Source organism: Oceanicoccus sagamiensis (assembly GCF_002117105.1).
Taxonomy (GTDB): Bacteria; Pseudomonadota; Gammaproteobacteria; order Pseudomonadales; family Dasaniaceae; genus Oceanicoccus; species Oceanicoccus sagamiensis.
The window spans coordinates 133,553-159,989 of record NZ_CP019343.1 but is presented as its reverse complement, the minus strand read 5'-3'; the positions used below and the strand labels follow the sequence as shown (position 1 = coordinate 159,989).

General features: G+C 48.6%; 27 protein-coding genes. 20 read left to right on the top strand and 7 right to left on the bottom strand.

Annotated features, from left to right (window positions below; genetic code table 11):
• The first annotated feature begins 7 nt into the window (after nt 1-7).
• From kdsA to rpoS, 10 genes are all read left to right on the top strand, one after another.
• Nucleotides 8-859, top strand: coding sequence for a 3-deoxy-8-phosphooctulonate synthase (gene kdsA / locus BST96_RS00665; RefSeq protein ID WP_085756841.1), 852 nt, complete (start codon nt 8-10; stop codon nt 857-859).
• A 32-nt stretch (nt 860-891) separates the two neighbouring features.
• Nucleotides 892-2,181: a phosphopyruvate hydratase gene (gene eno, locus BST96_RS00660; protein ID WP_085756840.1), complete on the top strand. Its 1,290-nt coding sequence runs from the start codon at nt 892-894 to the stop codon at nt 2,179-2,181.
• Between the two features lie 145 nt (nt 2,182-2,326).
• Entirely contained in the window at nt 2,327-2,614 is a 288-nt protein-coding gene (gene ftsB, locus BST96_RS00655) for a cell division protein FtsB (protein ID WP_085756839.1), read from the top strand.
• Nucleotides 2,611-3,318 (top strand): 2-C-methyl-D-erythritol 4-phosphate cytidylyltransferase, encoded by a 708-nt coding sequence (gene ispD / locus BST96_RS00650; protein WP_085756838.1) that lies wholly within the window; start codon nt 2,611-2,613, stop codon nt 3,316-3,318. The genes ftsB and ispD overlap by 4 nt, the downstream gene beginning before the upstream one ends.
• Before the next feature lie 2 nt (nt 3,319-3,320).
• Nucleotides 3,321-3,794 (top strand): 2-C-methyl-D-erythritol 2,4-cyclodiphosphate synthase, encoded by a 474-nt coding sequence (ispF, locus tag BST96_RS00645; protein WP_206045375.1) that lies wholly within the window; start codon nt 3,321-3,323, stop codon nt 3,792-3,794.
• Nucleotides 3,794-4,834: a tRNA pseudouridine(13) synthase TruD gene (gene truD / locus BST96_RS00640; RefSeq protein ID WP_085756836.1), complete on the top strand. Its 1,041-nt coding sequence runs from the start codon at nt 3,794-3,796 to the stop codon at nt 4,832-4,834. The genes ispF and truD overlap by 1 nt, the downstream gene beginning before the upstream one ends.
• 130 nt (nt 4,835-4,964) lie before the next feature.
• Nucleotides 4,965-5,600, top strand: coding sequence for a protein-L-isoaspartate(D-aspartate) O-methyltransferase (locus tag BST96_RS00635; protein WP_206045435.1), 636 nt, complete (start codon nt 4,965-4,967; stop codon nt 5,598-5,600).
• Nucleotides 5,601-5,608: 8 nt separating this feature from the next.
• Nucleotides 5,609-6,565, top strand: coding sequence for a polyprenyl-phosphate transporter (locus BST96_RS00630; protein ID WP_085756834.1), 957 nt, complete (start codon nt 5,609-5,611; stop codon nt 6,563-6,565).
• Between the two features lie 212 nt (nt 6,566-6,777).
• A complete protein-coding gene (locus BST96_RS00625) occupies nt 6,778-7,563 on the top strand; it encodes a peptidoglycan DD-metalloendopeptidase family protein (RefSeq protein WP_085756833.1) in 786 nt (261 codons plus the stop codon).
• Nucleotides 7,564-7,769: 206 nt separating this feature from the next.
• Entirely contained in the window at nt 7,770-8,897 is a 1,128-nt protein-coding gene (rpoS, locus tag BST96_RS00620; RefSeq protein WP_240554870.1) for an RNA polymerase sigma factor RpoS, read from the top strand.
• Nucleotides 8,898-9,094: 197 nt separating this feature from the next.
• Here the strand turns inward: rpoS and fdxA are convergent, their stop codons facing one another.
• Together fdxA and mutS are read right to left on the bottom strand one after the other, a co-directional pair.
• On the bottom strand, nt 9,095-9,418 hold the full coding sequence (gene fdxA, locus BST96_RS00615; RefSeq protein ID WP_085756832.1) for a ferredoxin FdxA: 324 nt from the start codon (nt 9,416-9,418) through the stop codon (nt 9,095-9,097).
• A 95-nt stretch (nt 9,419-9,513) separates the two neighbouring features.
• Nucleotides 9,514-12,123 carry a DNA mismatch repair protein MutS gene (mutS, locus tag BST96_RS00610; protein ID WP_085756831.1) on the bottom strand — a complete coding sequence of 870 codons (2,610 nt, stop codon included), beginning with the start codon at nt 12,121-12,123 and terminating at the stop codon, nt 9,514-9,516.
• A gap of 259 nt (nt 12,124-12,382) precedes the next feature.
• Here mutS and BST96_RS00605 point away from each other — a divergent pair, with 259 nt between their 5' ends.
• Complete coding sequence (locus BST96_RS00605) at nt 12,383-13,609, top strand: tyrosine-type recombinase/integrase (protein WP_206045374.1); 1,227 nt, start codon at nt 12,383-12,385, stop codon at nt 13,607-13,609.
• A gap of 111 nt (nt 13,610-13,720) precedes the next feature.
• Here BST96_RS00605 and BST96_RS00600 read toward each other — a convergent pair whose 3' ends face one another.
• Nucleotides 13,721-13,927, bottom strand: a complete 207-nt coding sequence (locus tag BST96_RS00600; RefSeq protein ID WP_085756830.1) for a helix-turn-helix transcriptional regulator — start codon at nt 13,925-13,927, stop codon at nt 13,721-13,723.
• Between the two features lie 619 nt (nt 13,928-14,546).
• Between BST96_RS00600 and BST96_RS00595 the strand changes: the two genes are divergently transcribed.
• Nucleotides 14,547-15,464, top strand: a complete 918-nt coding sequence (locus tag BST96_RS00595) for a glutathione S-transferase family protein (protein ID WP_085756829.1) — start codon at nt 14,547-14,549, stop codon at nt 15,462-15,464.
• A gap of 163 nt (nt 15,465-15,627) precedes the next feature.
• Here BST96_RS00595 and BST96_RS00590 read toward each other — a convergent pair whose 3' ends face one another.
• Nucleotides 15,628-16,503, bottom strand: a complete 876-nt coding sequence (locus BST96_RS00590; protein ID WP_085756828.1) for an SDR family oxidoreductase — start codon at nt 16,501-16,503, stop codon at nt 15,628-15,630.
• Nucleotides 16,504-16,799: 296 nt separating this feature from the next.
• Here BST96_RS00590 and BST96_RS00585 point away from each other — a divergent pair, with 296 nt between their 5' ends.
• Nucleotides 16,800-17,060 carry a DUF1145 domain-containing protein gene (locus BST96_RS00585; protein ID WP_085756827.1) on the top strand — a complete coding sequence of 87 codons (261 nt, stop codon included), beginning with the start codon at nt 16,800-16,802 and terminating at the stop codon, nt 17,058-17,060.
• Here BST96_RS00585 and BST96_RS00580 read toward each other — a convergent pair.
• Complete coding sequence (locus BST96_RS00580; protein WP_085756826.1) at nt 17,044-18,180, bottom strand: acyl-CoA dehydrogenase family protein; 1,137 nt, start codon at nt 18,178-18,180, stop codon at nt 17,044-17,046. The two genes, BST96_RS00585 and BST96_RS00580, sit on opposite strands and share 17 nt — an antisense overlap.
• Before the next feature lie 320 nt (nt 18,181-18,500).
• Here BST96_RS00580 and BST96_RS00575 point away from each other — a divergent pair, with 320 nt between their 5' ends.
• From BST96_RS00575 to BST96_RS00550, 7 genes are all read left to right on the top strand, one after another.
• Nucleotides 18,501-19,556 carry a glutathione S-transferase N-terminal domain-containing protein gene (locus tag BST96_RS00575; RefSeq protein ID WP_240554869.1) on the top strand — a complete coding sequence of 352 codons (1,056 nt, stop codon included), beginning with the start codon at nt 18,501-18,503 and terminating at the stop codon, nt 19,554-19,556.
• 209 nt (nt 19,557-19,765) lie between these two features.
• Nucleotides 19,766-20,620, top strand: coding sequence for a type 1 glutamine amidotransferase domain-containing protein (locus BST96_RS00570; RefSeq protein WP_085756824.1), 855 nt, complete (start codon nt 19,766-19,768; stop codon nt 20,618-20,620).
• A gap of 2 nt (nt 20,621-20,622) precedes the next feature.
• Nucleotides 20,623-20,871: a hypothetical protein gene (locus BST96_RS20845; RefSeq protein ID WP_240554868.1), complete on the top strand. Its 249-nt coding sequence runs from the start codon at nt 20,623-20,625 to the stop codon at nt 20,869-20,871.
• Nucleotides 20,868-21,014, top strand: a complete 147-nt coding sequence (locus BST96_RS20840; protein ID WP_240554867.1) for a hypothetical protein — start codon at nt 20,868-20,870, stop codon at nt 21,012-21,014. Before BST96_RS20845 ends, BST96_RS20840 begins: the two co-directional genes overlap by 4 nt.
• Nucleotides 21,015-21,087: 73 nt before the next feature.
• Nucleotides 21,088-22,857, top strand: a complete 1,770-nt coding sequence (locus tag BST96_RS00560) for an arylsulfatase (RefSeq protein ID WP_240554866.1) — start codon at nt 21,088-21,090, stop codon at nt 22,855-22,857.
• The gene (locus BST96_RS00555) at nt 22,847-23,260 is read left to right on the top strand and encodes a hypothetical protein (RefSeq protein WP_085756823.1); all 414 of its coding nucleotides are present in this window, start codon (nt 22,847-22,849) and stop codon (nt 23,258-23,260) included. The genes BST96_RS00560 and BST96_RS00555 overlap by 11 nt, the downstream gene beginning before the upstream one ends.
• Before the next feature lie 108 nt (nt 23,261-23,368).
• Nucleotides 23,369-24,664 (top strand): spinster family MFS transporter, encoded by a 1,296-nt coding sequence (locus BST96_RS00550; RefSeq protein WP_085756822.1) that lies wholly within the window; start codon nt 23,369-23,371, stop codon nt 24,662-24,664.
• 60 nt (nt 24,665-24,724) lie between these two features.
• On the opposite strand, the gene BST96_RS00545 is transcribed toward BST96_RS00550, so the two are convergent.
• Together BST96_RS00545 and BST96_RS00540 are read right to left on the bottom strand one after the other, a co-directional pair.
• Nucleotides 24,725-25,825 carry an AraC family transcriptional regulator gene (locus BST96_RS00545; RefSeq protein ID WP_240554865.1) on the bottom strand — a complete coding sequence of 367 codons (1,101 nt, stop codon included), beginning with the start codon at nt 25,823-25,825 and terminating at the stop codon, nt 24,725-24,727.
• A 169-nt stretch (nt 25,826-25,994) separates the two neighbouring features.
• The gene (locus BST96_RS00540; protein WP_085756821.1) at nt 25,995-26,426 is read right to left on the bottom strand and encodes an acyl-CoA thioesterase; all 432 of its coding nucleotides are present in this window, start codon (nt 26,424-26,426) and stop codon (nt 25,995-25,997) included.
• Nucleotides 26,427-26,437: the final 11 nt, after the last annotated feature.

The window sequence follows — 26,437 nt, the reverse complement described above, 5'->3', positions numbered from 1 at the left end:
GATCATTGTGGCTCAGAAAACCCTGACACTAGGTGATATCAATATCTCTAACGATTTACCGTCTGTTTTATTTGGCGGTATGAATGTGCTTGAGTCCCGTGATATGGCAATGCAAATTGCAGAAGCCTATGTGGAAGTGACTCAGCGCTTAAATATCCCCTATGTTTTTAAGGCGTCTTTTGATAAGGCCAACCGCTCGTCGATTCATTCTTTTCGTGGCCCCGGTATGGAAGAGGGCTTAAAGATTTTTGAAGAGATTAAGTCGACCTTTAATGTGCCGGTGATTACCGATATCCATGAGATTGAACAGGCCAAGCCGGTTGCTGAGGTGTGCGATGTGATTCAGCTACCGGCGTTTTTAGCTCGGCAGACTGATCTGGTGGCAGCGATGGCTGCCACCGGTAAACTGATTAATATCAAAAAGCCGCAGTTTTTAAGCCCGCCACAAATGAAAAATATCGTTGATAAATTTGCTGAGTGCGGCAATGAGCAGGTGATGTTATGTGAGCGTGGCAGCAACTTTGGCTACGATAACCTGGTGGTTGATATGCTGGGTTTTCGCACCATGAAAGAAGTGAGTGGTGGGGCGCCAATTATTTTTGATGTGACCCATGCCTTACAGTGCCGCGACCCTATGGGCGCAGCCTCAGGTGGTCGCCGTCATCAAGTGGCTGAGTTGGGCCGCGCAGGACTGACACAAAGAATTGGCGGTTTATTTTTAGAAGCCCATCCGGACCCTGATAATGCCAAATGCGATGGTCCATCGGCTTTGCCACTTAATGTGTTAGAAGATTTTCTAAAAGAAATGAAAGCGGTGGATGACTTAATCAAATCACTGCCAGAATTAAATATTAAATAAGTACTATATAAGAGTTACGGAGTAAAAACTGAATGACCGAGATAAAAGATATTAAAGCCTTTGAAGTGCTGGATTCCCGTGGTAACCCCACCGTAGAAGCCGATGTGATTTTAGCCTCTGGTGCTGTTGGCAGCGCCTGTGCTCCTTCCGGTGCATCCACCGGTTCTCGCGAAGCACTGGAGTTGCGTGATGGCGATAAAGGCCGTTACCTGGGTAAAGGCGTCTTAAAAGCTGTAGAAAATATTAACACCACCATTAAAGGTTTATTGGTCGGTAAAGATGCTTCAGACCAGCGTGCTATTGACCAGCTAATGATTGATGCCGATGGCACCGAGAACAAAGGTAACTTTGGTGCCAATGCTATTCTGGCCGTTTCTTTGGCAGCCGCCAAAGCTGTGGCCGCTGAAAAGGGCATTCCCCTTTACCAGCATATTGCTGACTTAAATGGTACATCGGGCCAGTACACCATGCCGGTACCGATGATGAATATTATCAATGGTGGTGAGCACGCCGATAATAATGTCGATATTCAAGAGTTTATGGTGCAGCCTGTTGGCGCCAAAACTTTTACCCAGGCTTTACAGATGGGTGCTGAAATTTTCCATGCGCTGAAGAAAGTGCTTAGTGCCAAAGGCTTAAATACTGCCGTAGGTGATGAAGGTGGTTTTGCACCTAACCTTGCTTCTAACGCTGACGCTTTAGCCGAGATCAAAAATGCGGTGGCCGATGCCGGTTATACCCTGGGTGAAGATGTCACTTTAGCGTTAGATTGTGCCGCCTCTGAGTTTTATAAAGACGGCAAATATGATCTGGCTGGTGAAGGCAAAGTATTTAGTGCCGAGGGCTTTAGTGATTACCTGGCTGAGCTGTGTGACGAATACCCCATCATCTCTATCGAAGACGGTCTGGACGAGTCGGATTGGGACGGTTGGAAATACCAAACTGAAAAGCTCGGCGATCGCGTACAGTTGGTTGGTGACGACCTGTTTGTAACCAATACCAAAATCCTGCAAGAAGGTATCGATAAAAATATCGGTAACTCCATCTTGATTAAATTCAACCAGATCGGTTCTCTAACCGAGACACTGGATGCTATCAAAATGGCTAAAGATGCCGGTTATACCGCGGTTATCTCCCACCGTTCCGGTGAAACTGAAGATACCACCATTGCTGATTTAGCGGTGGCAACAGCCGCTGGCCAAATTAAAACCGGCTCTCTATGTCGTTCAGACCGCGTTGCCAAATATAACCGCTTATTACGTATCGAAGCGGAATTGGCCGGTGCAGCTCCATACCGTGGCCGCGCTGAATTTAAATCCTGAGTAGGGTGGATTACAATCCACCAGCAAGGCTGGACCTTCTAGAAAGGGAGAGGATTAATCTCTCCCTTTTTTTTATCCTCCTCTATACTAGTGCTAGCTTGATTATTTCTTATTGTAAGGTGGCCGCCCCTAAGCGGTTATTGCTATGCGCTGGATCTTAACGTTACTCGTTGTTATTTTAATAGGCCTGCAGTACCGCCTGTGGTTTGGCCAGGGCAGCTGGGAGCAAATCGTTTCGCTGGAACGCGAGTTGGAGCAGCAGCATTTGGTCAACCAGCGCCTGCGCGACAGAAACCAGGTACTTGAAAATGAAGTCAGGGATTTAAAGAATGGCCTGGAGAGTGTGGAAGAGCGTGCACGTTCTGAACTGGGTTTAATCAAAGAGGGCGAAACATTTTACCTGTTGATTGATAAAGAGAAGAAAAGGCCATGAGCTCAGCCCATAACCCGTCACGCTTTTTCGCTGTAGTCCCCGCCGCCGGTGTGGGCAAACGTATGGGCAGCGATACCCCCAAACAGTATTTACCGCTATTGGGTAAAACCGTTATTGAATATACCCTGACCACCTTATTGGCCGAACCCTTATTAGAACGAATTATCGTGACTACCAGCCCGGAAGATAATCGCTGGCGCTCACTGGCTTTACTGAGTGATCCCCGTATCGACGTCGTCGCCGGTGGTGCAGAGCGCTGCCATTCCGTGTTGAATGGCTTGCAACATCTCTCCAGTCAGGCCAATAAAGAGGATTGGGTATTGGTGCATGATGTGGCCAGGCCCTGTATTGCTGGTAGTGATATTAAACAATTAATAGCCGACTTATCGAGCCATGCTGTTGGTGGTATTTTAGCGGTGCCGATGAGTGATACCGTTAAACAGGTTGATGGCAAGACGATTACTTCCACTGTTGATCGCAGCCTGTTATGGCGGGCACAAACCCCTCAAATGTTTCGTTATCAATTACTCCTGGAGAGTTTGTCAGCAGGTATCGAACAGGGCCTGTCCATTACCGATGAAGCTTCAGCAATAGAGTTGGCCGGTTATCAGGCCGAGGTGGTGGAGGCTATGTCTGCCAATATTAAAATTACCCGGCCGGAAGACCTCGCTCTGGCCGAGCATTATTTAAAGAAGGAAAGCTGATCATGCGTATAGGGCAGGGTTACGATGTTCACCGCTTTGGTGAAGGCGATCATATTATGATGGGGGGTGTCCGCATTCCCTACGACCAGGGTCTGGTAGCGCATTCCGATGGCGATGTGGTATTGCATGCCTTATGCGATGCGTTATTAGGTGCCTGTGCACTGGGTGATATTGGCAAACACTTTCCTGATACCGACCAACAGTATGCCAATATCGATAGCCGCGAATTATTACGTCATGTTTACCAGTTGGTTAAGGGCCAGGGATATAGCCTTGGTAATACCGATATTACTGTTGTAGCCCAGGCCCCAAAAATGGCCCCGCATATCAGCGCTATCTGTAGCAATATCGCCAGTGATTTACAGGTGGCCATTGACCAGGTTAACGTCAAGGCAACCACCACTGAATATCTCGGCTTTGCCGGGCGTAAAGAAGGCATCGCTGTTTATGCACTTGTGTTATTGCAGCCCGCCTAATGACTGAGTTGTTATTAACGCCACTCCCCTATGCCTATAGTGAGCAGCCTTCCCTAACAGGGGTGCTACGCCGGCAGCCGGAAGATTTTATCGTCGAAGAAATACTGGGCTTTGAACCGGAAGGTGAGGGTGAACATGTTTTTTTATGGATAGAAAAAACCGGCTTAAATACCCAGCAAGTGGCGGACAGAATCGCCAGACTGGCCAAACTACCGGCGCGCCAAATCAGTTACTCCGGAATGAAAGATCGCAATGCGGTTACCCGCCAATGGTTTAGTGTGCACCTGCCCGGTAATAAAGAACTTGATTGGCAGCAATTGGCAGATACTCAAGTTAAGGTATTAAAAGCCGTACGTCACCTGAGAAAATTACGCAGAGGTGTGCATAAGGCTAACCGCTTTAGCCTTCGAGTGACTGAGCTTGAGGGGGATACCACCGGGTTAGAGCAGACGCTGGATAATATCGCTCAGCAGGGGGTCCCCAATTATTTTGGCGAACAGCGTTTCGGTTTTGATGGTGCAAACCTGATTAAAGCCCAGCAGCTGTTTGCTGGTAGCTTTAAAGCCAAACGGCATCAGCGGGGCATCTATCTATCCGCCGCCCGGGCCTACTTATTTAACCAGTTATTGGCCCGTCGCGTCAGCGCACAAAACTGGAATAGTCTGTTAGGGGGTGAGTTGCTGATGTTGGCTGGCTCTCATAGTGTCTTTTTGCAGCATGACGAAGAGGATTTAGAGCAGCGTTTATCCACCGCCGACATCCACTTGACCGGCCCGATGTACGGCAAGGCATCCAGTCTTGGTTGTGAGGGTGAGGTTGCCGAATTGGAGCGCAGTATACTGTCGGCGTATCCTGAATTACTGGATGGCTTAGAGCAGGAGGGTTTAAAAGCCGAGCGTCGTTCCCTGCGTTCAGTCGCGCAAAATATAAGCTGGCATATCGATAAGCAACAGATTGAGTTAAGTTTCTCACTAGACAGTGGCTGTTTCGCGACCGCAGTTGTGCGAGAATTAGTAAACTATAAGACCTATCGCCATTAAGTAGGGTGGATTGCAATCCACCAACCCCCAGCATGCGGTAAGGGTGGATTGAAATCCACCCTACTGGGCCGGGCAGATAATAACAAGTTAGGAGTGGTAAGTGAGCAAGTTAAATTTCACGGGTGTGGGAATGACCTCCCAGCGAACCCGTGACCGACTAGTCCAGCGTCTTTGCGACCAGGGCATTAGCAACTATGAAGTGCTGGATGTGATGCGCACGACCCCGCGGCACCTGTTTCTTGATGAAGCGTTGGCCCATCGTGCCTATGAAGACGATGCTTTACCGATAGGCTTTCAACAGACACTTTCCCAGCCCTATACCGTTGCGCGGATGACCGAGTTACTGCTGGCCGGCGGCCCTTTAAAACGGGTACTGGAAGTGGGTACCGGCTCGGGTTTTCAAACCACGGTATTGGCCCAATTGGTTGACCGTGTCTATAGTGTTGAGCGTATCAAACCCCTGCAGGAAAAAGCCCGTGAGCGTTTCCGGGTATTGGGCGCCAGAAATGTTCACCTAAAACATGCCGATGGCGGTTTTGGCTGGCCAGAAAAAGGCCCCTTTGACGGCATTATCTCTACCGCAGCGCCGGAGCAGATTCCAGAGGAACTGGTTGAACAGCTGGCAGTAGGGGGGCGTTTGGTGATCCCTATAGGGGATAATCAATCACAGGAGCTGACTCTGGTAGAAAAAACCGAAGACCGGGTGATCACCACCGTGGTTGAGCCCGCTTTTTTTGTGCCGTTAAAATCCGGCATTATTCGTTAGGACCCAAGATGACAGAGAGCAATAATAAGCAGCGATTACTGGGAGTGTATTGTCGCGGTATCGCTATGGGCGCTGCCGATGTTGTGCCTGGCGTCTCCGGCGGTACTGTCGCCTTTATCACGGGTATCTACGAAGAGCTTTTGCGCTCTATCCAATCGGTCAATATTACAGCCCTCAAGCTGCTATTTAATCAGGGGCCGCAGGCGGCGTGGCAGCATATCAACGGGACTTTCCTGTTGGTATTAATGTTGGGCATATTAACCAGCGTAGCCTCCCTGGCCCGAGGTATTAGCTATTTGCTGGATCATCATCCCTTATTAGTCTGGTCATTCTTCTTTGGTTTAATCCTGGCTTCCTCAATCCATATGATCAAACAGCTGACCGCCTGGCGAGTAACGACCGTGGTCGCCATGGTGGTGGGCGCTATAGCGGCCTATACCATTGGTGAAATGAAACCCTCAGAGTTGTCCCCTGATTTACTGATCTTCTTTGGTGCTGGCGCTATTGCTATTTGCGCGATGATTTTACCCGGCATCTCCGGCAGCTTTATCCTGGTGCTGATGGGGATGTACGGCCATGTGCTGGTTGCGGTTAAAGATCTACAGCTAATCACCCTGGCAGCCTTTGCCGCTGGCTGTGGTATTGGCTTGTTAAGCTTCTCGCATTTGCTGTCCTGGCTTTTTAAGCGCTTCCACAACCAGACCCTGGGGTTATTGACCGGCTTTTTAATCGGCTCCCTCAATCTGGTCTGGCCCTGGAAGCAAACTTTGACCTATTACCAGAATCGTCATGGTGAGCAGCTCGCTTTAGAGCAGCAAAATGTCCTGCCTTCGGCTTACCAAAGCCTTGCCGGAGTCGATCCGCAAACACTTTTTTGCCTGGCACTGATGGTTTTTGGCGTATTTTTAGTTTTTTTACTGGAGAAAATTGGTCAAAAAGAAGCCTTAGCAAGCAAAAACAGTTAATTAATTGTTATTTTATTAGATTGTTTTGGAATATAAGTATTCTTACTTATACGTAATAAGGATTAAAACAAGGTTAAAAAACGCTCATCTCAAAATTGGGGTTTATAATTTTTTTAAATGAAATCATAGTATTAAGAGCTAAACTTAATAAAGATGATGATTAATCCGCGGTAAATTAGAAGCCTAATTGGTTATAAAGTGTTCAGTTTTTTATGCTCAAATTATTAACGAAAAGTAGCGTTTTTATCAGTGTGTTACTGCTGGCGGGCTGCTTTGGCGGCGGTAATTACGCCCCGGTTGTTGAGCGCCAGGAGCGTGTTTCAGTAGCGTCAGATAGCCACAAAGTGGCCCGCGGTGACACCCTTTATTCCATTGCATGGCGTTATAATCTGGACTTTAAGGGGTTAGCGCGCACTAACGGCATCAAGGCGCCTTATACCATCTACCCCAACCAGCTTATCCGCTTAAAAGATTCGGGCAGCGGTAACACCCAGGCCAAGACTAAGAGTCGATCCGTAACACCTTCGGCCAAAGCCAAAACGACAAAAAAGACGGCTTCCAGTACTAAAACCCAGTCCACTGCAAAATCAGTCTCAAGCACCGTGGCGTTAAACCGTTCCAGTTACCCGTTTCGTTGGAAATGGCCCGCCAAAGGTAAAGTCATTCGTCGTTATACCTCCGGCAGTGCTGTTCACAAGGGTATTGATCTTAAAGGCAAGTTGGGGGAACCTGTACATGCAGCTAACAGCGGCAAAGTTGTATACGCTGGTAGCGGTTTAGTGGGTTATGGCAATTTATTGATCATCAAACACAACGAGCAGTACTTGAGTGCTTACGGCCACAACAGTCGTTTACTCGTAAAAGAAGGTGAGTTGGTCAAGGTGGGACAAAAGATTGCCGAGTTTGGTGATACCGGAACCGATAAAGTGAAACTTCACTTTGAAATTCGTCGGGATGGTAAGCCGGTTAACCCGCTGGGTTTACTGCCCAAGGGGTAGGTGCCAAAAAGTACTTCTATTAAGTGTTATGAGTAAGTACAAGGTGCCGAGTTTTAAGTATAAGTCCCTATGGACTTTTCGCTTAAATGAGCAGTAAATCGTAATGCTGGGGCGCTACATAATAAAACGATTAAAGGGTACTGATACTGAGAGTACTAAAAAGTTTTGTGTAGCAGAGTCTTCCGAAAAAAATAAAGGTAATACCTATGGAAGTTCATACTGAAGAGAAAGTAAGTGGTGCCGACTTCGACAAGATGTTGGGAGCTGATCTTGATTTGGATGTAGAGACTCTTGAGATGGAGGCCAATGCTAAGCAAGAGCAGGCTGCCACTAAGAAGAAACCTTCCCGTAAAAAAGCGGCTACCGCCAAAACAGCAAAAACTGCCAAGGCTGAAAAGCCGGCAAAAGCTGCCAAGGCGACCAAAGCAACTAAGGCTAAAACGACTAAAGCCGCAGCTGCTAAAGAAACAACAAAAAAGGCTACTGGCGATCGTTTCCAGAAGACCTTGGATGCCACCCAGTTATATTTAAATGAAATTGGTTTTTCTCCGCTGCTCACTCCTGAAGAAGAAGTGTATTACGCGCGCATGGCTATGCGCGGTGAAGAAGCGGGCCGCAAGCGCATGATCGAAAGTAACCTGCGCCTTGTGGTTAAAATAGCGCGCCGCTATGTCAATCGCGGTCTGTCGTTATTAGATCTTATTGAAGAGGGTAACCTCGGTCTGATTCGCGCAGTTGAAAAATTTGACCCAGAGCGCGGCTTCCGTTTTTCAACCTACGCAACCTGGTGGATTCGTCAAACCATCGAGCGTGCGATTATGAATCAAACACGGACAATCCGTTTGCCGATTCATGTGGTTAAAGAATTAAATGTTTATCTGCGTGCTGCTCGCGAACTGACCCAGAAGCTTGACCATGAGCCCTCTGCCGAAGAAATTGCTGAGCTATTAGATAAGCCAGTATCTGATGTTAAACGTATGCTCGGCTTAAATGAGCGCGTTGCATCCGTTGATACGCCGTTAGGCCCTGACTCTGATAAATCTTTACTAGACACGATTCCTGATATCCATGTCTCTGATCCGGCTGAAATGCTTCAGGATGACGATATGCGTGCGAGTATTGGTGAGTGGTTGGGTGAGCTGACTGAAAAGCAGCGCGAAGTGGTAGCGCGTCGTTTTGGTCTTAGAGGTTATGAGACCAGCACACTGGAAGAGGTGGGCCGTGAAATTGGTTTGACTCGTGAGCGTGTTCGCCAGATTCAGGTTGAAGCTTTGAAGCGTCTTCGTGATATTTTGGAGAAGCAGGGTTTGAGTAGCGAGTCTGTTTTTACTTAACCACTAGCTCAATATAATATTTAAGAAGGCTGCCGAATGGCGGCCTTTTTTATTGGGTGGGATGGTGGATTGTAATCCACCCTACAGTTATGTCGGGCTCCAGTAGGGTGGATTACAATCCACCATCGCGTGCTGTACAAATTTCTGGCAAAAAAAAGGCGACTCAACACGTCGCCTTTATCGTTATGTCTTTTCTATTAACGCTCAAGCAGCGCCAATTTATCAGGCTTATTCGCCCATTCTTCAGCATCCGCAGGCGCTTCTTTCATCTCAGTGATGCAGGGCCATACTTCGGCTAATTCGGCGTTTAGCTCCATAAAGACTTGCTGGTCTTCAGGTAGCTCATCCTCCGAGTAAATCGCATCAACAGGGCACTCAGGCTCACATAAAGCGCAATCAATACACTCGTCAGGGTGGATAACCAGAAAATTGGGACCTTCATAAAAACAGTCAACGGGGCATACTTCCACACAGTCAGTATGTTTACACTTAATGCACTGTTCCCCAACTACAAATGTCATGTCGTTCTAGCCTCTTGATTTGATCCTAATTACTAACGGCGCGTAGTCTATCACCAACCCAAAACGCTGTAGAGTGTTTTTTGGCTAAATGATTGTTAATTGGTCATATTTTTTAGGGTATACAGTAGTTCCAGCGCCTCTCTGGGGCTTAAATCATCCGGATTAATATCACTCAGTTTACCGATAGCCGGGTGTGGTGCAGAAAACATATCCGGTTGCTGTGGCGAAACCGGATCAGTGGCCACCGATGCGGCCAAATTGGCGGATTTTTCGCTAATTGTGGCCGGTTCTGCATTCTCAAGGCTGGCCAGCTTGGTTTTTGCCGCTGCAACCACTGAGTCGGGAATACCTGCCAGCTTGGCTACCTGCAAACCATAGCTTTTACTGGCTGGGCCTTCCTGAATACTATGGAGAAACACAATATGGTCATTATGCTCGGTGGCATCCAAATGGATATTGTGGGCTTGGGGGTAATCCTCAGGCAAAGCGGTTAATTCAAAATAATGGGTAGCAAATAACGTATAGGCTTTTACTTTGCTGGCTAAATATACCGCGCTGGCCCAGGCCAAAGACAGACCGTCAAAGGTGCTGGTACCGCGGCCAATTTCATCCATCAAGACCAGACTTTTATCCGTAGCATTGTGAAGAATATTAGCTGTCTCGGTCATTTCCACCATAAAGGTTGAGCGCCCGCCAGCCAAATCATCGGAGGAACCGATACGGGTAAAGATCTGGTCGACCAAACTTAATTGTGCGGCTATAGCCGGGACATAGCTGCCGATATGAGCCAGTAAAACAATCACCGCCGTCTGACGCATATACGTCGATTTACCGCCCATATTCGGGCCAGTCACAATCAGCATACGGCGCTGGTCATTAAAGTTTACATCGTTGGGAATAAAGGGTTCATTCAATACTTGCTCAACCACTAAGTGTCGGCCTTGCTCGATATTAATCCCGGGCTCTGCACAGAAAGAAGGTTGGCTTAAATTTAAAACATCTGCACGCTCGGCTAAATTGGCCAGCACATCCAGTTCTGAGAGCGCACTGGCGGTCCCCTGTAGCTCGGCAAGCTGCAGGTTAAGGGTTTCTACTAATTCTTCATAGAGTGCCTTCTCGCGGCTTAAGGCGCGGCTCTTGGCACTGAGTGCTTTATCTTCAAAGGTTTTTAATTCGGGAGTGATAAAGCGCTCAGCATTTTTTAAAGTTTGCCGACGAATATATTCAACCGGTGCCTTATCGGACTGCGCGCGGCTAATTTCAATATAGTAACCGTGCACTCGGTTATAGCCGACTTTTAACGTATTAATGCCGGTACGTTCCCTTTCCTGGTTTTCAAGGTCGACTAAAAACTGGCCAGCATTGCTGCTGATATTTCTTAACTCATCCAGCTCGGCATCATAGCCTTCGGCAATAACGCCGCCATCACGAATAACCACCGGCGGGTTTTCAATAATGGCTCGTTCCAATAACGCAGTGAGCTCTGGATATTCACCGGCTTTAACCGCCAGAGAGCTAATCAATTCAGCATTTAGTTGAGTGCACTGTGGTTGTAACTCGGGTAAAACATTAAGTGACTGTGCCAGGCGAGATAAATCTCTGGGCCGTGCCGAGCGCAAAGCTACTCGCGCTAAAATCCGCTCCATATCGCCAACAGGTTTTAAACTTTCACGGAACGCTTCAAACTGAAAATCTTTTAGTAAGGCTTTTATGGCCGCCTGTCTTTGCTCTAACACTTGCTGATTATTCAGCGGGCGATTTAACCAGCGGCGCAATAAGCGTCCACCCATTGCGGTTTTGGTTTTATCCAATACCCACTGCAAAGTAAATTGCTCACCGCCGGTCAGGTTGGTATCAATTTCCAAATTGCGGCGCGTTGCGGCATCAAGGATCACGCTGTCTTCACGGCGCTCATGAATCAGGCTGCGAATATGGGGCAGGGCAGTGCGTTGGGTTTCTTTGGCATAGCCTAACAAGCAGCCAGCTGCGGCAATGGCCAGTGTTAGGTCCGCACAGCCAAAACCGGTTAAATCTTTAGTATTGAATTGCTGTGTTAGCAATCGCTCTGCGGTTTCTAATTCAAATTCCCAGGGCGGGCGACGGCGCAGGCCTTTGCGGGCGAGAATCTCTTCATTATTAAGCTCTTCATGGACCAATACTTCGGCAGGGTCCAAACGCTGTAGCTCGCTCATAACGGCTTCAATGGAATCCACTTCAAAGACTTGAAAGCGGCCGCTGCCAATATCCAGAGTCGATAAACCAAAGCGACCGTCAACATGATTAATAGCCAGCAGAATATTATCGCGGTGTTCTTCCAATAGCGCTTCATCACTAATCGTACCGGGCGTAACCACCCGCATCACTTTACGCTCTACCGGCCCTTTGGTGGTTGCCGGGTCGCCCACCTGTTCACAGATAGCCACCGACTCCCCAAACTTGACCAGCTTGGCTAAATAACTATCCGCCGAATGGAAGGGAATACCCGCCATAGGGATCGGGTCACCATTGGATTTACCCCTGGCAGTCAGGGTAATACCCATTAACTCCGCGGCCTTTTTGGCATCGTCATAAAACAACTCGTAAAAATCCCCCATCCGGTAAAACACCAGTTCATTGGGGTGTTCTGCCTTGATCTTGAGGTATTGCTGCATCATAGGTGTGTGAGCAGGTTTCTGGGCTTCGGTATTTTGTGCGTTACTTCCCATTTCTTAACTTTAAATCCTTGATATTTAAGGGTTTTACTTGGTTTTTGTTATGTCGTGACGTGTCATGTTGTGTCATAGGTTTCCACACAAGGCCATAAATAAGTGTAGGTAAAAGTGCTAGTAAAATTAAAAAGTTGGGGTACTCTGATAGTAAGAAAGCAGCTACCTACACTTTTAAACAATACATCGCTGGGTTGGTAATCCAGCTATGACAAAAGAGGATCAGCATATCAAAAGGGTAAGGAAACAACTATCCGACATGGCAATAAAATCCATGAAGCCGGGTGATAAGGATCTATCAGATACTGCGGAGAACGCAGGGTTAAGAGTCTCTATCGGTTCTAAAGGCAATCGGGCCTTTTATTACCGTTATAGGAGCCCTCTCAATAAGTCCAAAACAACCTCGATGACCTTTGGCCATTACCCGGATATTAGCCTGGCAGAGGCAAGGGTGGAGTTTCAGGGGCTAAAGTCTGTTCGAAAGGCCGGCCGCTGTCCTAAGGCTGAGCGTGATCATAAAAGGCGCCAAGAGGAGGAGGAAAGGCAGGCGGAGTCTAGAAAGCTTCTCAATACCAACTTTACGGTCACAACAATGATCGATCGTTACCTAGAGGAGTATATTGAAGATCGGTATATAGAGGGCCGAAAAATCCCTGGTGCTAGAAACAAGAAAGCCCAGCGAGAATGCCGCAGAACATTAGAGGCTGATGCAGTCAGGGTGCTGGGCAGTCACCCTGCAGTTGAAGTCACGAGGCGAGATATCGTTGATTTGATTAGCGCTATTATCCAGCGTGGGTCAGAGGTCCAGGCGGGTAATGTGCTGCGAGAGCTGGTTGCTGCTTATGAATACTCCATTGGTATGGAGCGATTCCCCGATGAATTTAGTAATCCTGCATTGCAGGCGAAAGAGCGGCTCAAGCGAACCAAGGTTCGGCTAAGCTCAAAGCCCAGAGGGAGATTTCTTGACGATGCAGAGTTAGTTAAGTTGCTCAAGTGGCTACCTGGAAGCGGCTTCTCGACGACACAGAAAAATGTCATGCGCTTAACCTTATGGACAGGTTTAAGAACCGGAACCGTCTGTAGGGTTGAATGGAGTGAGGTTGATTTAGCCAAAGGCACGCTATTTGTACCGGCTTCAAAGAGCAAAACCGGGGTTGGGCAGAGCGTCCAGCTTCCTCGGCAGGCAGTAAAATTTCTAGAACAATTAAAGCTATCTACCGAGATCTATGTATTTCCTTCCACAAGAACGGGGAAACCTATCCAACAAAAGAGCTTGTCAGAAACGAAATGGCAACTTAAAAACCCAGAGAAAATCACAAACCGCAGACGTTATACCGAGAGGCAGGTGTGGTTGGATGCTGTTGACGATTGGGCACCTCACGACCTTCGCAGGACAGTTAGAACAGGTTTGGCTCGTCTTGGTTGCCCTGGTGACGTGGCTGAAGCCATAGTCGGGCATTCCAAAAGGGGGATAGAGGGTATATAACCTCTACGAATATGAGTCAGAATGTAAGGTTTGGTTGCAGAAGTGGGCAGACCATTTGGATGCATTGATGTCTTAATTTGATAGCGGTAAATAGAGCTCGTTTTATCTTTCCTAAGTGGATGTATTTCTCTTTGACTGAATCCATTGCTGGACATCGCTCATTAACCACCGCTTATATCTTGAGCCTTCCAGAGTGACCGGTGCAGGGAAGGAGGATTTAGCCACCCAGCGTCTTAAGCTGGAAGGGCTGATGGAAATCATGGCGGTGACTTCTGTCTCTGTCAGCATTCGGTCTTCATCTTGGTTTACACACATCATCTTTTACCCTTGTTTGATTTTTTACATTTGTTCAAATACACCGTTTTAACTTTTAAAAATAATTGGTTAAGGGGAGTATTGTCAGAATTTTCAGGCATGAACAGGAAAAGGCAGAAAATTAAAACACGGAGGTCTTTTTCTCGGAAAATTGCTGTATACGGCGCGCGTGAGGCGCACAGAATTATCATTTTTCGAGATTTTCTTCTGAGAGTGTTTTTTAGGGGGGGATGTTGAGCTCGGTATGGGTACAACTTACTTGTAGGTACAATAAAGTTGGGGGTGTCTTGTAGTGCTTGTTGTTAGAATACGTTTATAGTCCAATGATATTGAAGTAGTCGAATAAGAATAATATAGAGATTCTAGTGAGAGGCTATTTCTCTCAGGGTAGAGAAAATGGTCCTTGGGATTCTAAGGTCACTTCATTGTCAGATAGTACAAAGTAAAAGCTACGCATATGTCCGGTTTGAAAGTTCGGTGCTGAATGAGGTTGAGAGGGTGGTTATGACCTTGAGCTGTTACCTAATTGTGACTGTATTTATGACCGAATCCAATCATAGCGTGGTATATTCGAAAGCAAGCATAATAGAGATAACCCGATAGAACAGAAGGAGCAGAATCTGTGTCCACACCGATCATTTTGCATCACTACGACGCTTCACCCTATGCAGAAAAAATTAGACTCATGTTCGGTTTAACCAATACACCATGGAAGTCGCTACCCTCACCGGCAAGGCCACCCAGACCCAATCTGGATCCCTTAACCGGTGGCTACCGGCGTATTCCGGTTTTGCAGCTGGGGGCAGATATTATCTGTGATACCGCCTTGATCGCAGAAGAGGTCGCGGAAATAACCAGCAATCAGAAACTGCAGCCTCAAAACCTTGAAGGAAGAGCACTCGAGCTAGTGAATCGCGCAGAGCAAGAGGCTTTTTTCTCTGCAATAGCCGCGGTACCCCCATTGCGATTGCTAACTACCATGTGGATGAAACTTGGTCTCCTGCAAATTATCCCCTTTATTAAAGACCGCAAGGGTATGCTGGAGGGGGGGACTAAGAAAGGCGTACATCCGAAAAAAGCTCAACATATTCTCGCAGCTTTAATCGATGATTTAGAATCACATTTAAATCACTCGACCTGGATAGCCGGGGACTTACCTTCTCTGGCTGACTTCAGCGTTTATCACGTGTTGTGGCTGCACGTCAGTTTTAATAGGAAGCCACTCGCCGCGGGCCCGAATGTGCAACGGTGGTACAGTTCCGTGAGCGCAATTGGCCAGGGCCCGAGAGAAGAAATAACACAAGCTGAAGCCTTCGAATTAGCCAGTAGGACATCACCACGGGCAGTACCGAGCAGCGAGGATCATGACAGTTTCAAGGTGGGGCAATCTGTCAGTGTCTCACCCGAGGACTATGCAGTCATTCCCGTCAATGGCGAGTTAGTATCGATTAACTCAAATCGTATTATTCTCGCCCGCGACACCTCTCAATTTGGGCGCTTACACGTTCACTTCCCGAGGTCCGGATATTCTATCGCATAGCATCAGCAAACAGCTCGCACCCTAATGAAGAAAGCAGTTTAAAAAACCATTTAGAAACTGACTGTTCAATGTATCAGCTTGAGCTGACGCTGCATATCTGGCCGGTTCAAAGCGAAGCAAGCCAGGAAATATTCATGGCTTCCCCGGTTAGGCCATTGGCGTCTTAGTCTAATACCTTGCTTCTTATAAAACGCCCCACGCGTGCGGATAATCCTTCCTTGGCTGAAGAAGGGTATTTATCAGCATACTGTAACCGCGCATTGCTTTTCATCATATTGAGATAGACGGGGGGAAGATAACGCTTTATCCGCCACATGATTCTGTCGCTAAGTCGAGTCCCTGCAAGGATATAGTGCTTACCCTTTTGGGCATTGTCGTAAACGGTTGTCGCAATACTGTCTGCGGTAATCCCTGTTTTGGCGTGTAGCTTGGCCGCTATTTTGGCCGCTTTGGGGTTGTCGCTGCGCATACTCTTGGCCAGATTGCTTTGAAAGAAAGTCGGGCATACCACAGACACGTTTACCTCATAAGGATCAAGTTCACTCAGCAAACCTTCCGACAGGGCGACCATGCCTGCTTTTGAGACGTTATAGGCAGACATCGACCCCATATGTAATAGCCCAGCCATAGACGCTACATTGATAAGAAAGCCTTTAGTTTCTTTTAAGAGTGGCACGCAGGCGTGGCAGCCTTTTACAGCCCCCATTAAATTGATATCCAAAGCCCACTGAAAGTCTTTTAGCGAAAAAGTATCGATATCGCCGGCCGCAGCCACACCGGCATTATTGACTAAGGCATCCAGCCCTTGCCATCGCTCAGTAATGATAGCCACCAGCTCCTGCCACTGGGCATCACTGGTGATATCCAGGTGTTGGAAAAAACAATCGTTGCTATAGATGGCACTTAGTTGCGAGGCAATCCTGATTCCCTCTTTATCCTGAATATCAGCAAGACAAACAGACCAGCCTTCACTGGCATATTTTTTCGCCAGGGCAAGCCCCAAGCCACTGGCGGCTCCGGTAATAACAATACGTTTCATTTAGCAGGCACTCCGATATTCAATAATGCAGGCAGGTCATCATTAGAGTTGGTGATTGTGATGAGCGAATATAGAGTGGTGAAAACCGTATTATGGAATCATATTCGGTCAGCTTATTCCTGTAGGCTAACTGTTTGCTGCTGGGGTTTTGTCAAGATCAATCCGAATGGCCGAGAAGGGTTCTGTCCTGTCTTCAACGTTCGCTACAATCGATTGACTGGCGGTTTAACATAAAGTTTATTCAGTCGCTGAAATGATTAGCCAAACTCATAGCACGATAATTGAGAAAAGCACTTATGATGCATGCCATTCAACGCTTAAAAATTTTAAAGGTTATTGTCTCTATAGTTTGGTTGCTTATTCTGGTCTCTGTGATAGAGCCTTTGCTGGTGCCATTTCCACAGGCGTTTCAGTGGCTCGGTGTTTTTCTGGTGGTTTCTCATATGATTGAGATTCTACTGTTTCATAAAAGAATGCGCGGCCCCGGGGATTACTTGTTAACGATGTTGTTTGGTGCCTTGCAGTTGAAGACGATCAGGATCAGCGGCCGAGGATAGAGCGCGCTACCAGCTCGCGCATAATCTCAGAAGTTCCACCGTAGATACGCTGGATACGGGCATCGGTATAGTAGCGCGAGATTGGGTACTCGGCGGTATAGCCGTAGCCGCCAAACAATTGCAGGCACTGGTCAATGGTACTGCACTGCATTTCCGTACTGGCGTACTTAAGCATCGCCGCATCGTCAACGGTCAACTCATTGCGGGCGTACTGGTCGGCACACTTCTCGTACAGTGCCCGGTTGAGTGCGATTTCGGTTTTGACTTCCGCCAGGGTAAAGCGGGTGTTCTGGAAAGACGCCACCGTCTGGCCAAAGGCCTTACGCTCCATAACGTACTCGACAGTGATATCCATAGCACCTTCAGCAGCGGCTATAGCCTGGGCGGCAATACCCAGACGTTCCCGCGGCAGCTCTTGCATCATAATGGCGAAGCCCTTGTTTTCTTCGCCAAGCAGCGCGTTAGTGGGCAAGCGTACATCCTGGAAAAATAATTCCGCCGTGTCGGAGGTATGCTGGCCAATCTTTTCGATCTTATTGCCTTTTTCAAAGCCGGGCAGGGAAGCATCCACCAGAAATAGCGAGGTGCCCTTGGCGCCTTTGCCGGGGTCGGTAAGCGCCGCAACAATCACCAGGTCAGCGTGGATACCGTTGGTAATAAAAATCTTGGAGCCGTTAAGTACCCACTCGTCACCATCGCGTACGGCTGTGGTGCGAATGCCCTGTACGTCGGAGCCGGCGCCGGGCTCGGTCATAGCCAGTGCGCCCACAATGTCACCGGTGACCATGCCGGGCAGCCACTGTTGCTTCTGGTCCTCGGTGCCAAAGTGATTAATATAGGGCGCGACGATATTACTGTGAATACTGTAACCAGTGGTCAATCCGCCAAAGCCCATCCGTGACATTTCCTCCATCATGGCCAGACACACATGAGGTGATGTGCCTGCGCCGCCGTATTCCTCCGGCATATCCGGGCATAGCAGGCCTGCAGCGCCCAGTGTGTTCCACAACTCGCGCGGCACAATATGCTGTTCTTCCCAGCTTTCATAATGGGGTTGGATTTCCTGCTCGAAAGCGCGGCGCGCCATATCGCGGAACAGGGTTAATTCTTCATTGTCCATGGGGAACTCCAGGATAGCTTGTCAGGTAAGTTTGGCGTTAGTCGTTGTTTGCGGTGAGGCTAACAGCGGGAACTGTCGTTTAAGAAATTTCATCATAGTTGAGACAGTTTTACTATTTTAAAACGTAATGTAATCAGCTCTTCGATAAGTCACTGGAATCATTATCGGCCAGTAGCCTGTCCAGAAATGAAATTACGGCTAACAAAACGAGGTTGGCCGAAAATGATCCCGTAAGGTGGCCGGCACTCACTATAATCGATTTACCAGCCGGTTAAATTGAGTCTATTCCACCAGCTAACAAAATTAATAAGGAATGTACCGTGTCAACAACGTATACCACAGACAACCCTCTGCGTCTTATTGGCGCTACTGGATCACCCTATACGCGAAAAATGTTATCACTGCTGAGATATCGCCGTATTCCGCATGCCATGATATGGGCAGATCCGGCAGCGGCGCTGGATGGTTTAGGTATTAGCAAACCCAAAATCACTTTTTTGCCTACCTTTATCTTCAAAGATGATAGCGGTGAGAGTGAAGCCGTTTGCGATTCCACCCCGATCATTCACCGTCTGGAGAAGCTTTTTACACCTCGCTCGGTGATTCCCGATGATCCTGCGCTGGCGTTTATCAATTTTCTGCTGGAGGATTTCGGCGACGAATGGTGTACAAAATTTATGTTCCACTATCGCTGGTATTTTTCTGAAGATGCCGACAACGCTGGCACCCAGCTCCCTTTGATTATGGATGTTACGATGGGAGAAGAAGCCTTGCAGCAAGTGAAAACGTTTTTTGCTGACCGTCAGACTGGACGCCTGGGTTATGTGGGTTCCAACGACACCACAGCCCCCATTATAGATGCCAGTTATCGTCGCTTGCTGTCGCTACTGGAAGAGCACTTCAAGAACCAGCCTTTCTTGCTTGGCGATAAGCCGGGTTCTGGAGACTTTGCCTTGTTTGGTCAGCTTAGCCAGCTTATCGGTTTTGACCCTACCCCCCGAGCTATTGCCCATAAAGTCTCGCCTCGTACCATCGCCTGGGTGAGTACACTGGAAGATCAGAGTGGACTGGAATCTGAGGAAAAAAACTGGACCTCGTTGGAAACCGTTCCTGCAACATTGAAGAACATACTTACAGAAATCGGCAGAACTTATGTCCCCGCCTTACTGGCTAACGCCAAAGCGCTGCAAGCCGGTGAGAAGCAATGGCAAACAGAGATCGATGGTGGCTTATGGTCCCAGCAAAGCTTCCCTTATCAGGGTAAGTGTCTTCAGTGGATTAATGAGGAATACCAGAATTTATCGCAAAGCGATAAGCAGCGCGTTGATCGATTGATAACCGGAACCGGCTGTGAGGCTTTGCTGGCACCGCATTAAATCCATAGGCCGGCCTTTGTCGCGGGCCAGATTACTGCGTGCTGGTAACGATCAGAGAGAGGGCGTTGACTAACTCCCTTCTCAAGGCCGAAGCCAGAGTTATGGATATGGCTTAATACGCCATTTGTCCGGAAATGATACGCCAGGGGCATTGGCGGCGGAATAAAATTTGAAATATTTGAAATAAATGTACAGAGAGATTTGAATCCATGAGCAAAATAATGAAAGTTTTGGCTGCCCTTGTCGCATTTGCCGTCATCGTTGTACTGGCGTTACCGACCTTGGTGCACAAGTTGGGGTTGCACCCTGAGTATCATGGCCCTGAATTTGAACTGGCGGGTAAGCGTGCACTGATTATTACCACCAGTCATAGCGTATTGGCGGCGCCGGGTGAAACCGAGGGTCCGGCTACCGGTGTTGCCGCATCTGAAATGACACACCCTTATTACACGTTTTTAGACGGCGGTATGTCGGTCGATGTAGCCAGTATTAAAGGCGGTGAAATTCCTATCGCCCCTGATAGCCTTGGTCGAGTGTCGATAAGCCCTCTCGATGAGCGTTTCCTTGCCGATCCTGTTTTTACCGCGAAAGCTCAGAAGTCAATAAAAATTGATGATGTCGATTTCAGCGAGTACGACCTGATCTTTCTCGCCGGTGGATGGGGTGCAGCCTATGATCTGGGTTACTCAGACATTCTGGCACAGAAAATTGGCGACGCCTTTTATGCGGAACACAAACCTGTTCTCGGCGGCGTATGTCACGGAGTGTTGGGTTTTATCAATGTAAAAGACACTCAGGGCAATTTGCTGATCGCTGGACGAGCCATGACCGGGGTTAGTGACAAGCAAATTAAAGAGCTAAAGATTGAAATTACCCCGCAACACCCGGAAACCGAACTGCGTAAAGCCGGTGCGCTTTACGAAAGCCAAACGGCTTTCCGTGATGTGTTTGCTACCCATGTGGTGATTGATCAAGAGAGGCGATTTGTGACCGGCCAGAACCAAAACTCAGGGTTGGAGACGGCACACAAAATGATGCAAGTCATTGCCGAAAGGGATCAATAAAAATGAAGGTGAGCCCAATCAGTATTATTGTAAAGTTATTGGTACTGATACCTGCGATTCTGTTTGTGGTTATGGGGGTTCGCTGGCTGGTGGCACCGGCTGGCGTAGCACCTAACTTTGGCCTGACGCTGAGTGACGGCCTCGGACTCAGCTCCCAAATCGGTAATATGGCTGGCTTCTTTCTGGTGCTGGGCAGTTGTATGTTGATCGCCCTGATCAGTGGGCATCGAAGCTGGTACTACCCCCCATGATGTTACTGGCGATCACAGCCTTGGGGCGAATTGTCGCCTGGCTGTTGCACGATGCCACATTGGCCGTTAGTCAGATCATGACAGAAGTGGTCGTGGCCATTATTTTGCTGCTTGCATCCCGCCGCTTGCCAAAACAAGGCTGAACCAGTGAGACGTTTTTCTTTACCTCAGATTTTTTGTGGCGCATGCCTGTGTTTAAGCGTTGTGAGTAGCAGCGTGTTTGGGATTGAAGCATCAGCGAATACCGTTGTAGACACTGAGGCGCAGAGTTCTGCATATAGAGTACGTCCCAACATCGTTTTTATCCTCGCCGATGATCTGGGTTATACCGATATCGCGTCCTATGGCAGTGAAGTCAATACACCCTCTCTAACGGCATTGGCGGAGCAGGGTGTCAGCTTTACCAACTTCCACACCGCCGCCAATTGCGCGCCTGCCAGGGCTATGTTGCTCACCGGCGTGGATAGCCATCTGGCCGGGGTTCCCAATATTCCTGAAATGTTAGCGCCCGAGCAACGCAAGCACGCTAACTATCAAGGTGTACTCGGTAGCGATGTAGTTACCGTGGCAACACTGTTAGAAGAAGCCGGTTACCACACTTATATGGCGGGTAAATGGCATTTGGGCATGGACCCGGATAAACGACCCAGTCGACGTGGTTTTCAGCGTACCATGGCAATGATGGATTCAGGTGCCGATAATTGGGAGCAGCGTCCTTATCTTCCACTGTATGACCAGGCTAACTGGTTTGCTGATGGTGAGCGTTATACGCTGCCGGAAGATTTTTATTCTTCGCGTTTTTTAGTCGATAAAATGATTGAGTTTATCGACAGCAATTTACAGGATGAAAAACCCTTCTTTGCCTATCTCCCTTTTATGGCAGTGCATTCCCCTGTACAGGCTCCGCAACACTATATCGACCGCTATATGGGTGTCTATGATTCCGGCTGGGATGTGCTGCGTGAGCAGCGTAAGGAACGGGCAGAAGCGCTGGGTATTGTTCCAGAAAATACACCCATGGTAAGAATGCATACCACCATAGACTGGGATGCACTTAGTGATGAGGACCGGCGCTACCAGTCAAAACGTATGGCGGTTTATGCCGGCATGATTGAGGCCATGGATTTCCATATTGGCCGGCTGGTTGAGTTTCTTAAACAGCGCGGTCAATACGATAATACGATTTTTATTTTTACCTCGGATAATGGCAGTGAAGCCAATGGCCCCGATGATCCGCGAGGGTTTCCACAGCGATTGGGCCCACACAGTCTCGGTTATAACGTTGACTACGAAACCCTTGGCCTTAAAGGCAGCTACGGTACCATAGGTCCCAGCTTTTCCAGCGCCGCTGTCAGTCCATTGGCTTACTATAAATTCCATGCCGGTGAAGGCGGTATGCGTGTGCCCCTGATTATTAGCGGTAAACCGGTTGCCGATCCGTCGTCACTGACCAGGGCCTTTGCCTGGGCCACCGATATTACGCCAACCATTTTGTCACTAAGCGGTGTAGCAGCACCCGGGGATCGCTTTGCGGGACGCCCGATACTGCCGATGACTGGCCGGGATCTAACACCCTTGCTTTCTGCCTCCGCTGCAAGGGTTTATGGCCCTGATGATCCCGTGGGTTACGAGCTGACCGACCACGGTGTGTTATTTCAGGGTGACTATAAGCTGGTGGTTAACCAGCCGCCCCGTGGAGATGGTCAATGGCGTTTATTTAATATTGTCACCGACCCGGGTGAGACTAAGGATTTATCCGGGGCTGACACAGTGCGTTTCCAGCGTATGCTGTCGGCCTATCATCAATACACCGTGGATAATAAAGTGGTGCCCGTGCCGCCAGGTTATACCCAGATTAAACAACTGGTTCAGAATGGTCTGTTAACCAATCGAGACGGTATCCTGGTGTTGCTGTTGACGGTGTTGCTGCTATTGCCCTTTTATGTGGCCTGGCGAATGAAAAAGGTATCGACTGATGAGCAATAATTTTTATCACCGGCATGCTGTCGGGAAAAGCATCCAAACGGTTTTTCTATTATGGGTGTTATCGCTTGCTTCTATAGCCAGTAGCAAAGCAACAGCCACCGATATTGCCGGTACCTGGAAGCATGCCGAGATGCCGGTCTGGATTGAGATTCGGCTGGACCAGGGTGAAGGTATTGTCGTTCGCAATAACAAATTCCCGGAGCGGGAAGGGCAGGTTTTTATCAAGGAGATTACAGCGAAACAGGACGCCTGGACGGGTCTTGCCTATATCCACAAACTGGAAGCATTCAAAACGGTGGAAATTACCCTCTCCGACAGTGGCACGATGCAGCTCACAGGCAAGGTGGGTTTTTTTAGCCGAACAGTAGAATGGCTGCCTGCGGATTCCACCGCACAAGAGTAGGGTGGATTGTAATCCACCGGCTTTGATTGTCAGTACGGGATGGTGTACTGGCGGCCAGGCCGCTGACAGCACCGTCTCACAATAATCCCGCAATAAACAGGACTCACTATGAATCAACCGACAGCCAGCCAGCCGTTACCGGGGCACCGCCGTTTATTGACTCTGATGATGCTGGCCTATGCCTTGTCGATTTGCGACCGCATGATTCTGTCGATTCTGTTCCCGGATATTAAAGCGGAGTTTGATTTAACGGATCTGCAACTGGGCCTGTTGGGCGGTCTTTCTTTTGCCCTGTTTTACGCGACCCTGGGGCTGCCTATTGCCAGGCTTTCGGACCAATACAGTCGCAAGCGCATTATTATCGCCAGTATTGTGATTTTCTCGATGATGACTGCACTCGGCGGTACGGCGGCCGGCTTTATCAGCCTGTTGTTATTTCGTATAGGTGTCGGTATTGGTGAGGCCGGAGTAGGCCCCGCCAGCCAGTCCCTGATTGCCGATTATTTTCCTCCCCATCGCCGGGGGTTTGCGATGTCGGTATTGATGCTCGGTGGCAGTGTCGGGATGATGTTCGGTTTTGTGGGTGGTGGATTTATTGCCCAGGCCTACGGTTGGCGTATGGCTCTGGTATCAGTTGGAGTACCCGGTCTGTTGCTGGCGCTGCTGATGGCCAAATGGATTAAAGAACCGGGGCGGGGCACGTTTGAAACACAGACGCCCGAGCCACCACCGCCGATAAAAACAACGGCGGTGATGATGTGGAATAACCAGGCACTGCGTCACCTGGTTGCCGCTTCCATGATAGTCGGATTAATTTCTTATGGTCTGACCTCATGGATGCCGACATTTTTTATCCGCACCCATGAGCTTAGCCAGTCACAGACGGGGCTGTTGATGGCCCTGGTGTTTGGTATTTCCGGAGCCATCGGCGCACTGCTGGCCGGTAAGGTATTTGATCGGCTGGCCGTTCGCGGTTTCCAGTATGGTATGTGGGTGCTGGCGGTGGTGCCATTTTTTACCATACCCTTTTTTATTATGGGGCTGCTGGCAGAGGACATTACCACTGCTATCGCGTTTTTTATTCTTCCGGGCTTTGCCGCCAACTATGCTATGGGGCCGATGCTGGCGATGTTACAAACCCTGTCGCCAGTCAATATGCGCGGGGTGGCTTCGGCGATTAAAATGCTATTAATTAACCTGGTGGGTATGGGGCTGGGGCCGATATTGGTGGGCCTTCTCAGTGACTTGCTGGAACCCCACTATGGCGAGGGTTCCCTCGGCGTGGCGTTGGCTTATTTTTCGCTGCTGGGTTTATGGGGTTCTGTCCATGTATGGCTATGTGGTCGGGCGCTGGCAAAACAACAGGCTCAACAACAGATTCAACAACAGACTCAACAGGTTTAACCACTCGCTTATCAGCACCATGGCTGATTAAAGCGATATTGGCAGGGTGAAGTCTCTGGCTTATTGTTGTTCAGGGGTTTGCGTTTGGCGATAGTCGCCGGGGGTAATAGTATTCCAGCGTACAAAGGCTCGGCGAAAATGAACGGCTTCGCTAAAATCTAAAAGATGTGCGATCTCGGCCACGGTCAGGGAGGTTTTTACCAAATACTCCCGGGCCAATAGATTTCTGATCTCATCTAAAATATCTCGAAAGCTGGTGGCCTCATTTTTAAGTCGACGTCTTAACGTGCGCTCGCTGACATGAAGGTGCTCGGCAACCTGGGTGATATCGGGAAAATCACCGGCGGACTGAATCAACACTCGTCTTAGCGCTGAGGTGGTTTCTCCCACCTCGTTTAAGCTTCGCAGCATTTCTTCACACTGTTGTTGAAATACAATATGTTCAGAAATATTGGCCGTTCTTACCGGAATGTCCAGAGCACTGTCTGGAACATACAGTTGGCTAAATTCCCGATTAAAACTGATCTCCGCCAGAATGGCTTTCTGGTAATAGGCCTTATGAGCCGGGGCGGGATAGGCCAGGTGAATTTCAGCGCCTTCCACCCGTCCTCGATAAAGTGCACTGGATGTTTTTGACAACATTGAGAAAGCCAGCTCGGTAAATACTTGCTGTTGTTTGGGGGAGCCTGTCTCCAAATTTAAACGCAGTAGCAAGCCTCCGTCAGTTTTATAAGGCGTCCAGATGGGTTGGAAAAACAGCTTGGCATAGCGCAGCAGTAGTGTAATGGCCTCCCTTAAATTGGCACAGCTCATTAAAGCGAAACCTAAGGTGCCATAACTGTCAATGCCTACCTGTTGGCCCACTTTTAAAAACAGGCTATCGTCGCCGCTGAGTTTGACAGCGGTTTCCATCCGCAGCATGCCCTCAAGAGCGGCAGCTTGTTCCGAAGAGCTGGCAGGTAGTGCCGCTATCAAGGGTTCAGCCTCTTTATGCAGCTGCTCTTCACTGACGCCAGCCTCGTTCAATTCCAGTATCAGTTGCTTATAAACACTGAGTCGAACATTGTTGTCCGGCATGGATTGTTCTCCTGTTCGCTCTCTATCATTAGAGATAATACCTTGGTTAATACCGACTATATCGTATTCCAGCGCTTCACCCATACGTAAAATTTTACCGATACCCTGTAGCCGGGTTGAGTGCGTCTACGTGGGTACCGTTGTCGCTGTCTATCCACTGGCCGTTAATATAGGATTGGCTGCACATTAGCGCGGGGTTGTTCAGTTGCATGAAGTTTCTCTTTGCTTCGTCGACTGGCTGTTTCGTCAGGGTTTAGTTGACCAGCATGGACGCCAGTGCAGTTCGCATGGGTTCGGGAATAGGCACCGGTTTTTCGGTTTTACGGTCCACAAACACGTGGGTAAAGGTGCCAAAGGCACAGCAATCACTTTCGTCGTTTTTAAATATTGCTATACCGTATTCCACCGAGCTATTGCCTAAACGGTTTACACGAAAACCGCCTGCGATTTTCTCAGGAAAGGCAATAGCTTTTTTATAACTGCACTGGGAGTTAACGATATAGCCGATAATATCGCCATGATGGATGTCCAGTCCCGCCTCCTCAATCAGGTAGGTATTGGCCACGGTGTCAAAGTAAGAGTAATAGTGCACATTATTAATATGGCCGTAGATATCGTTATCCATCCAGCGGGTACTAATCGGCAAAAACCAGCGATAGTGATCGCGTGTGGGTAAGTCAGACATAGTCAGTTCTC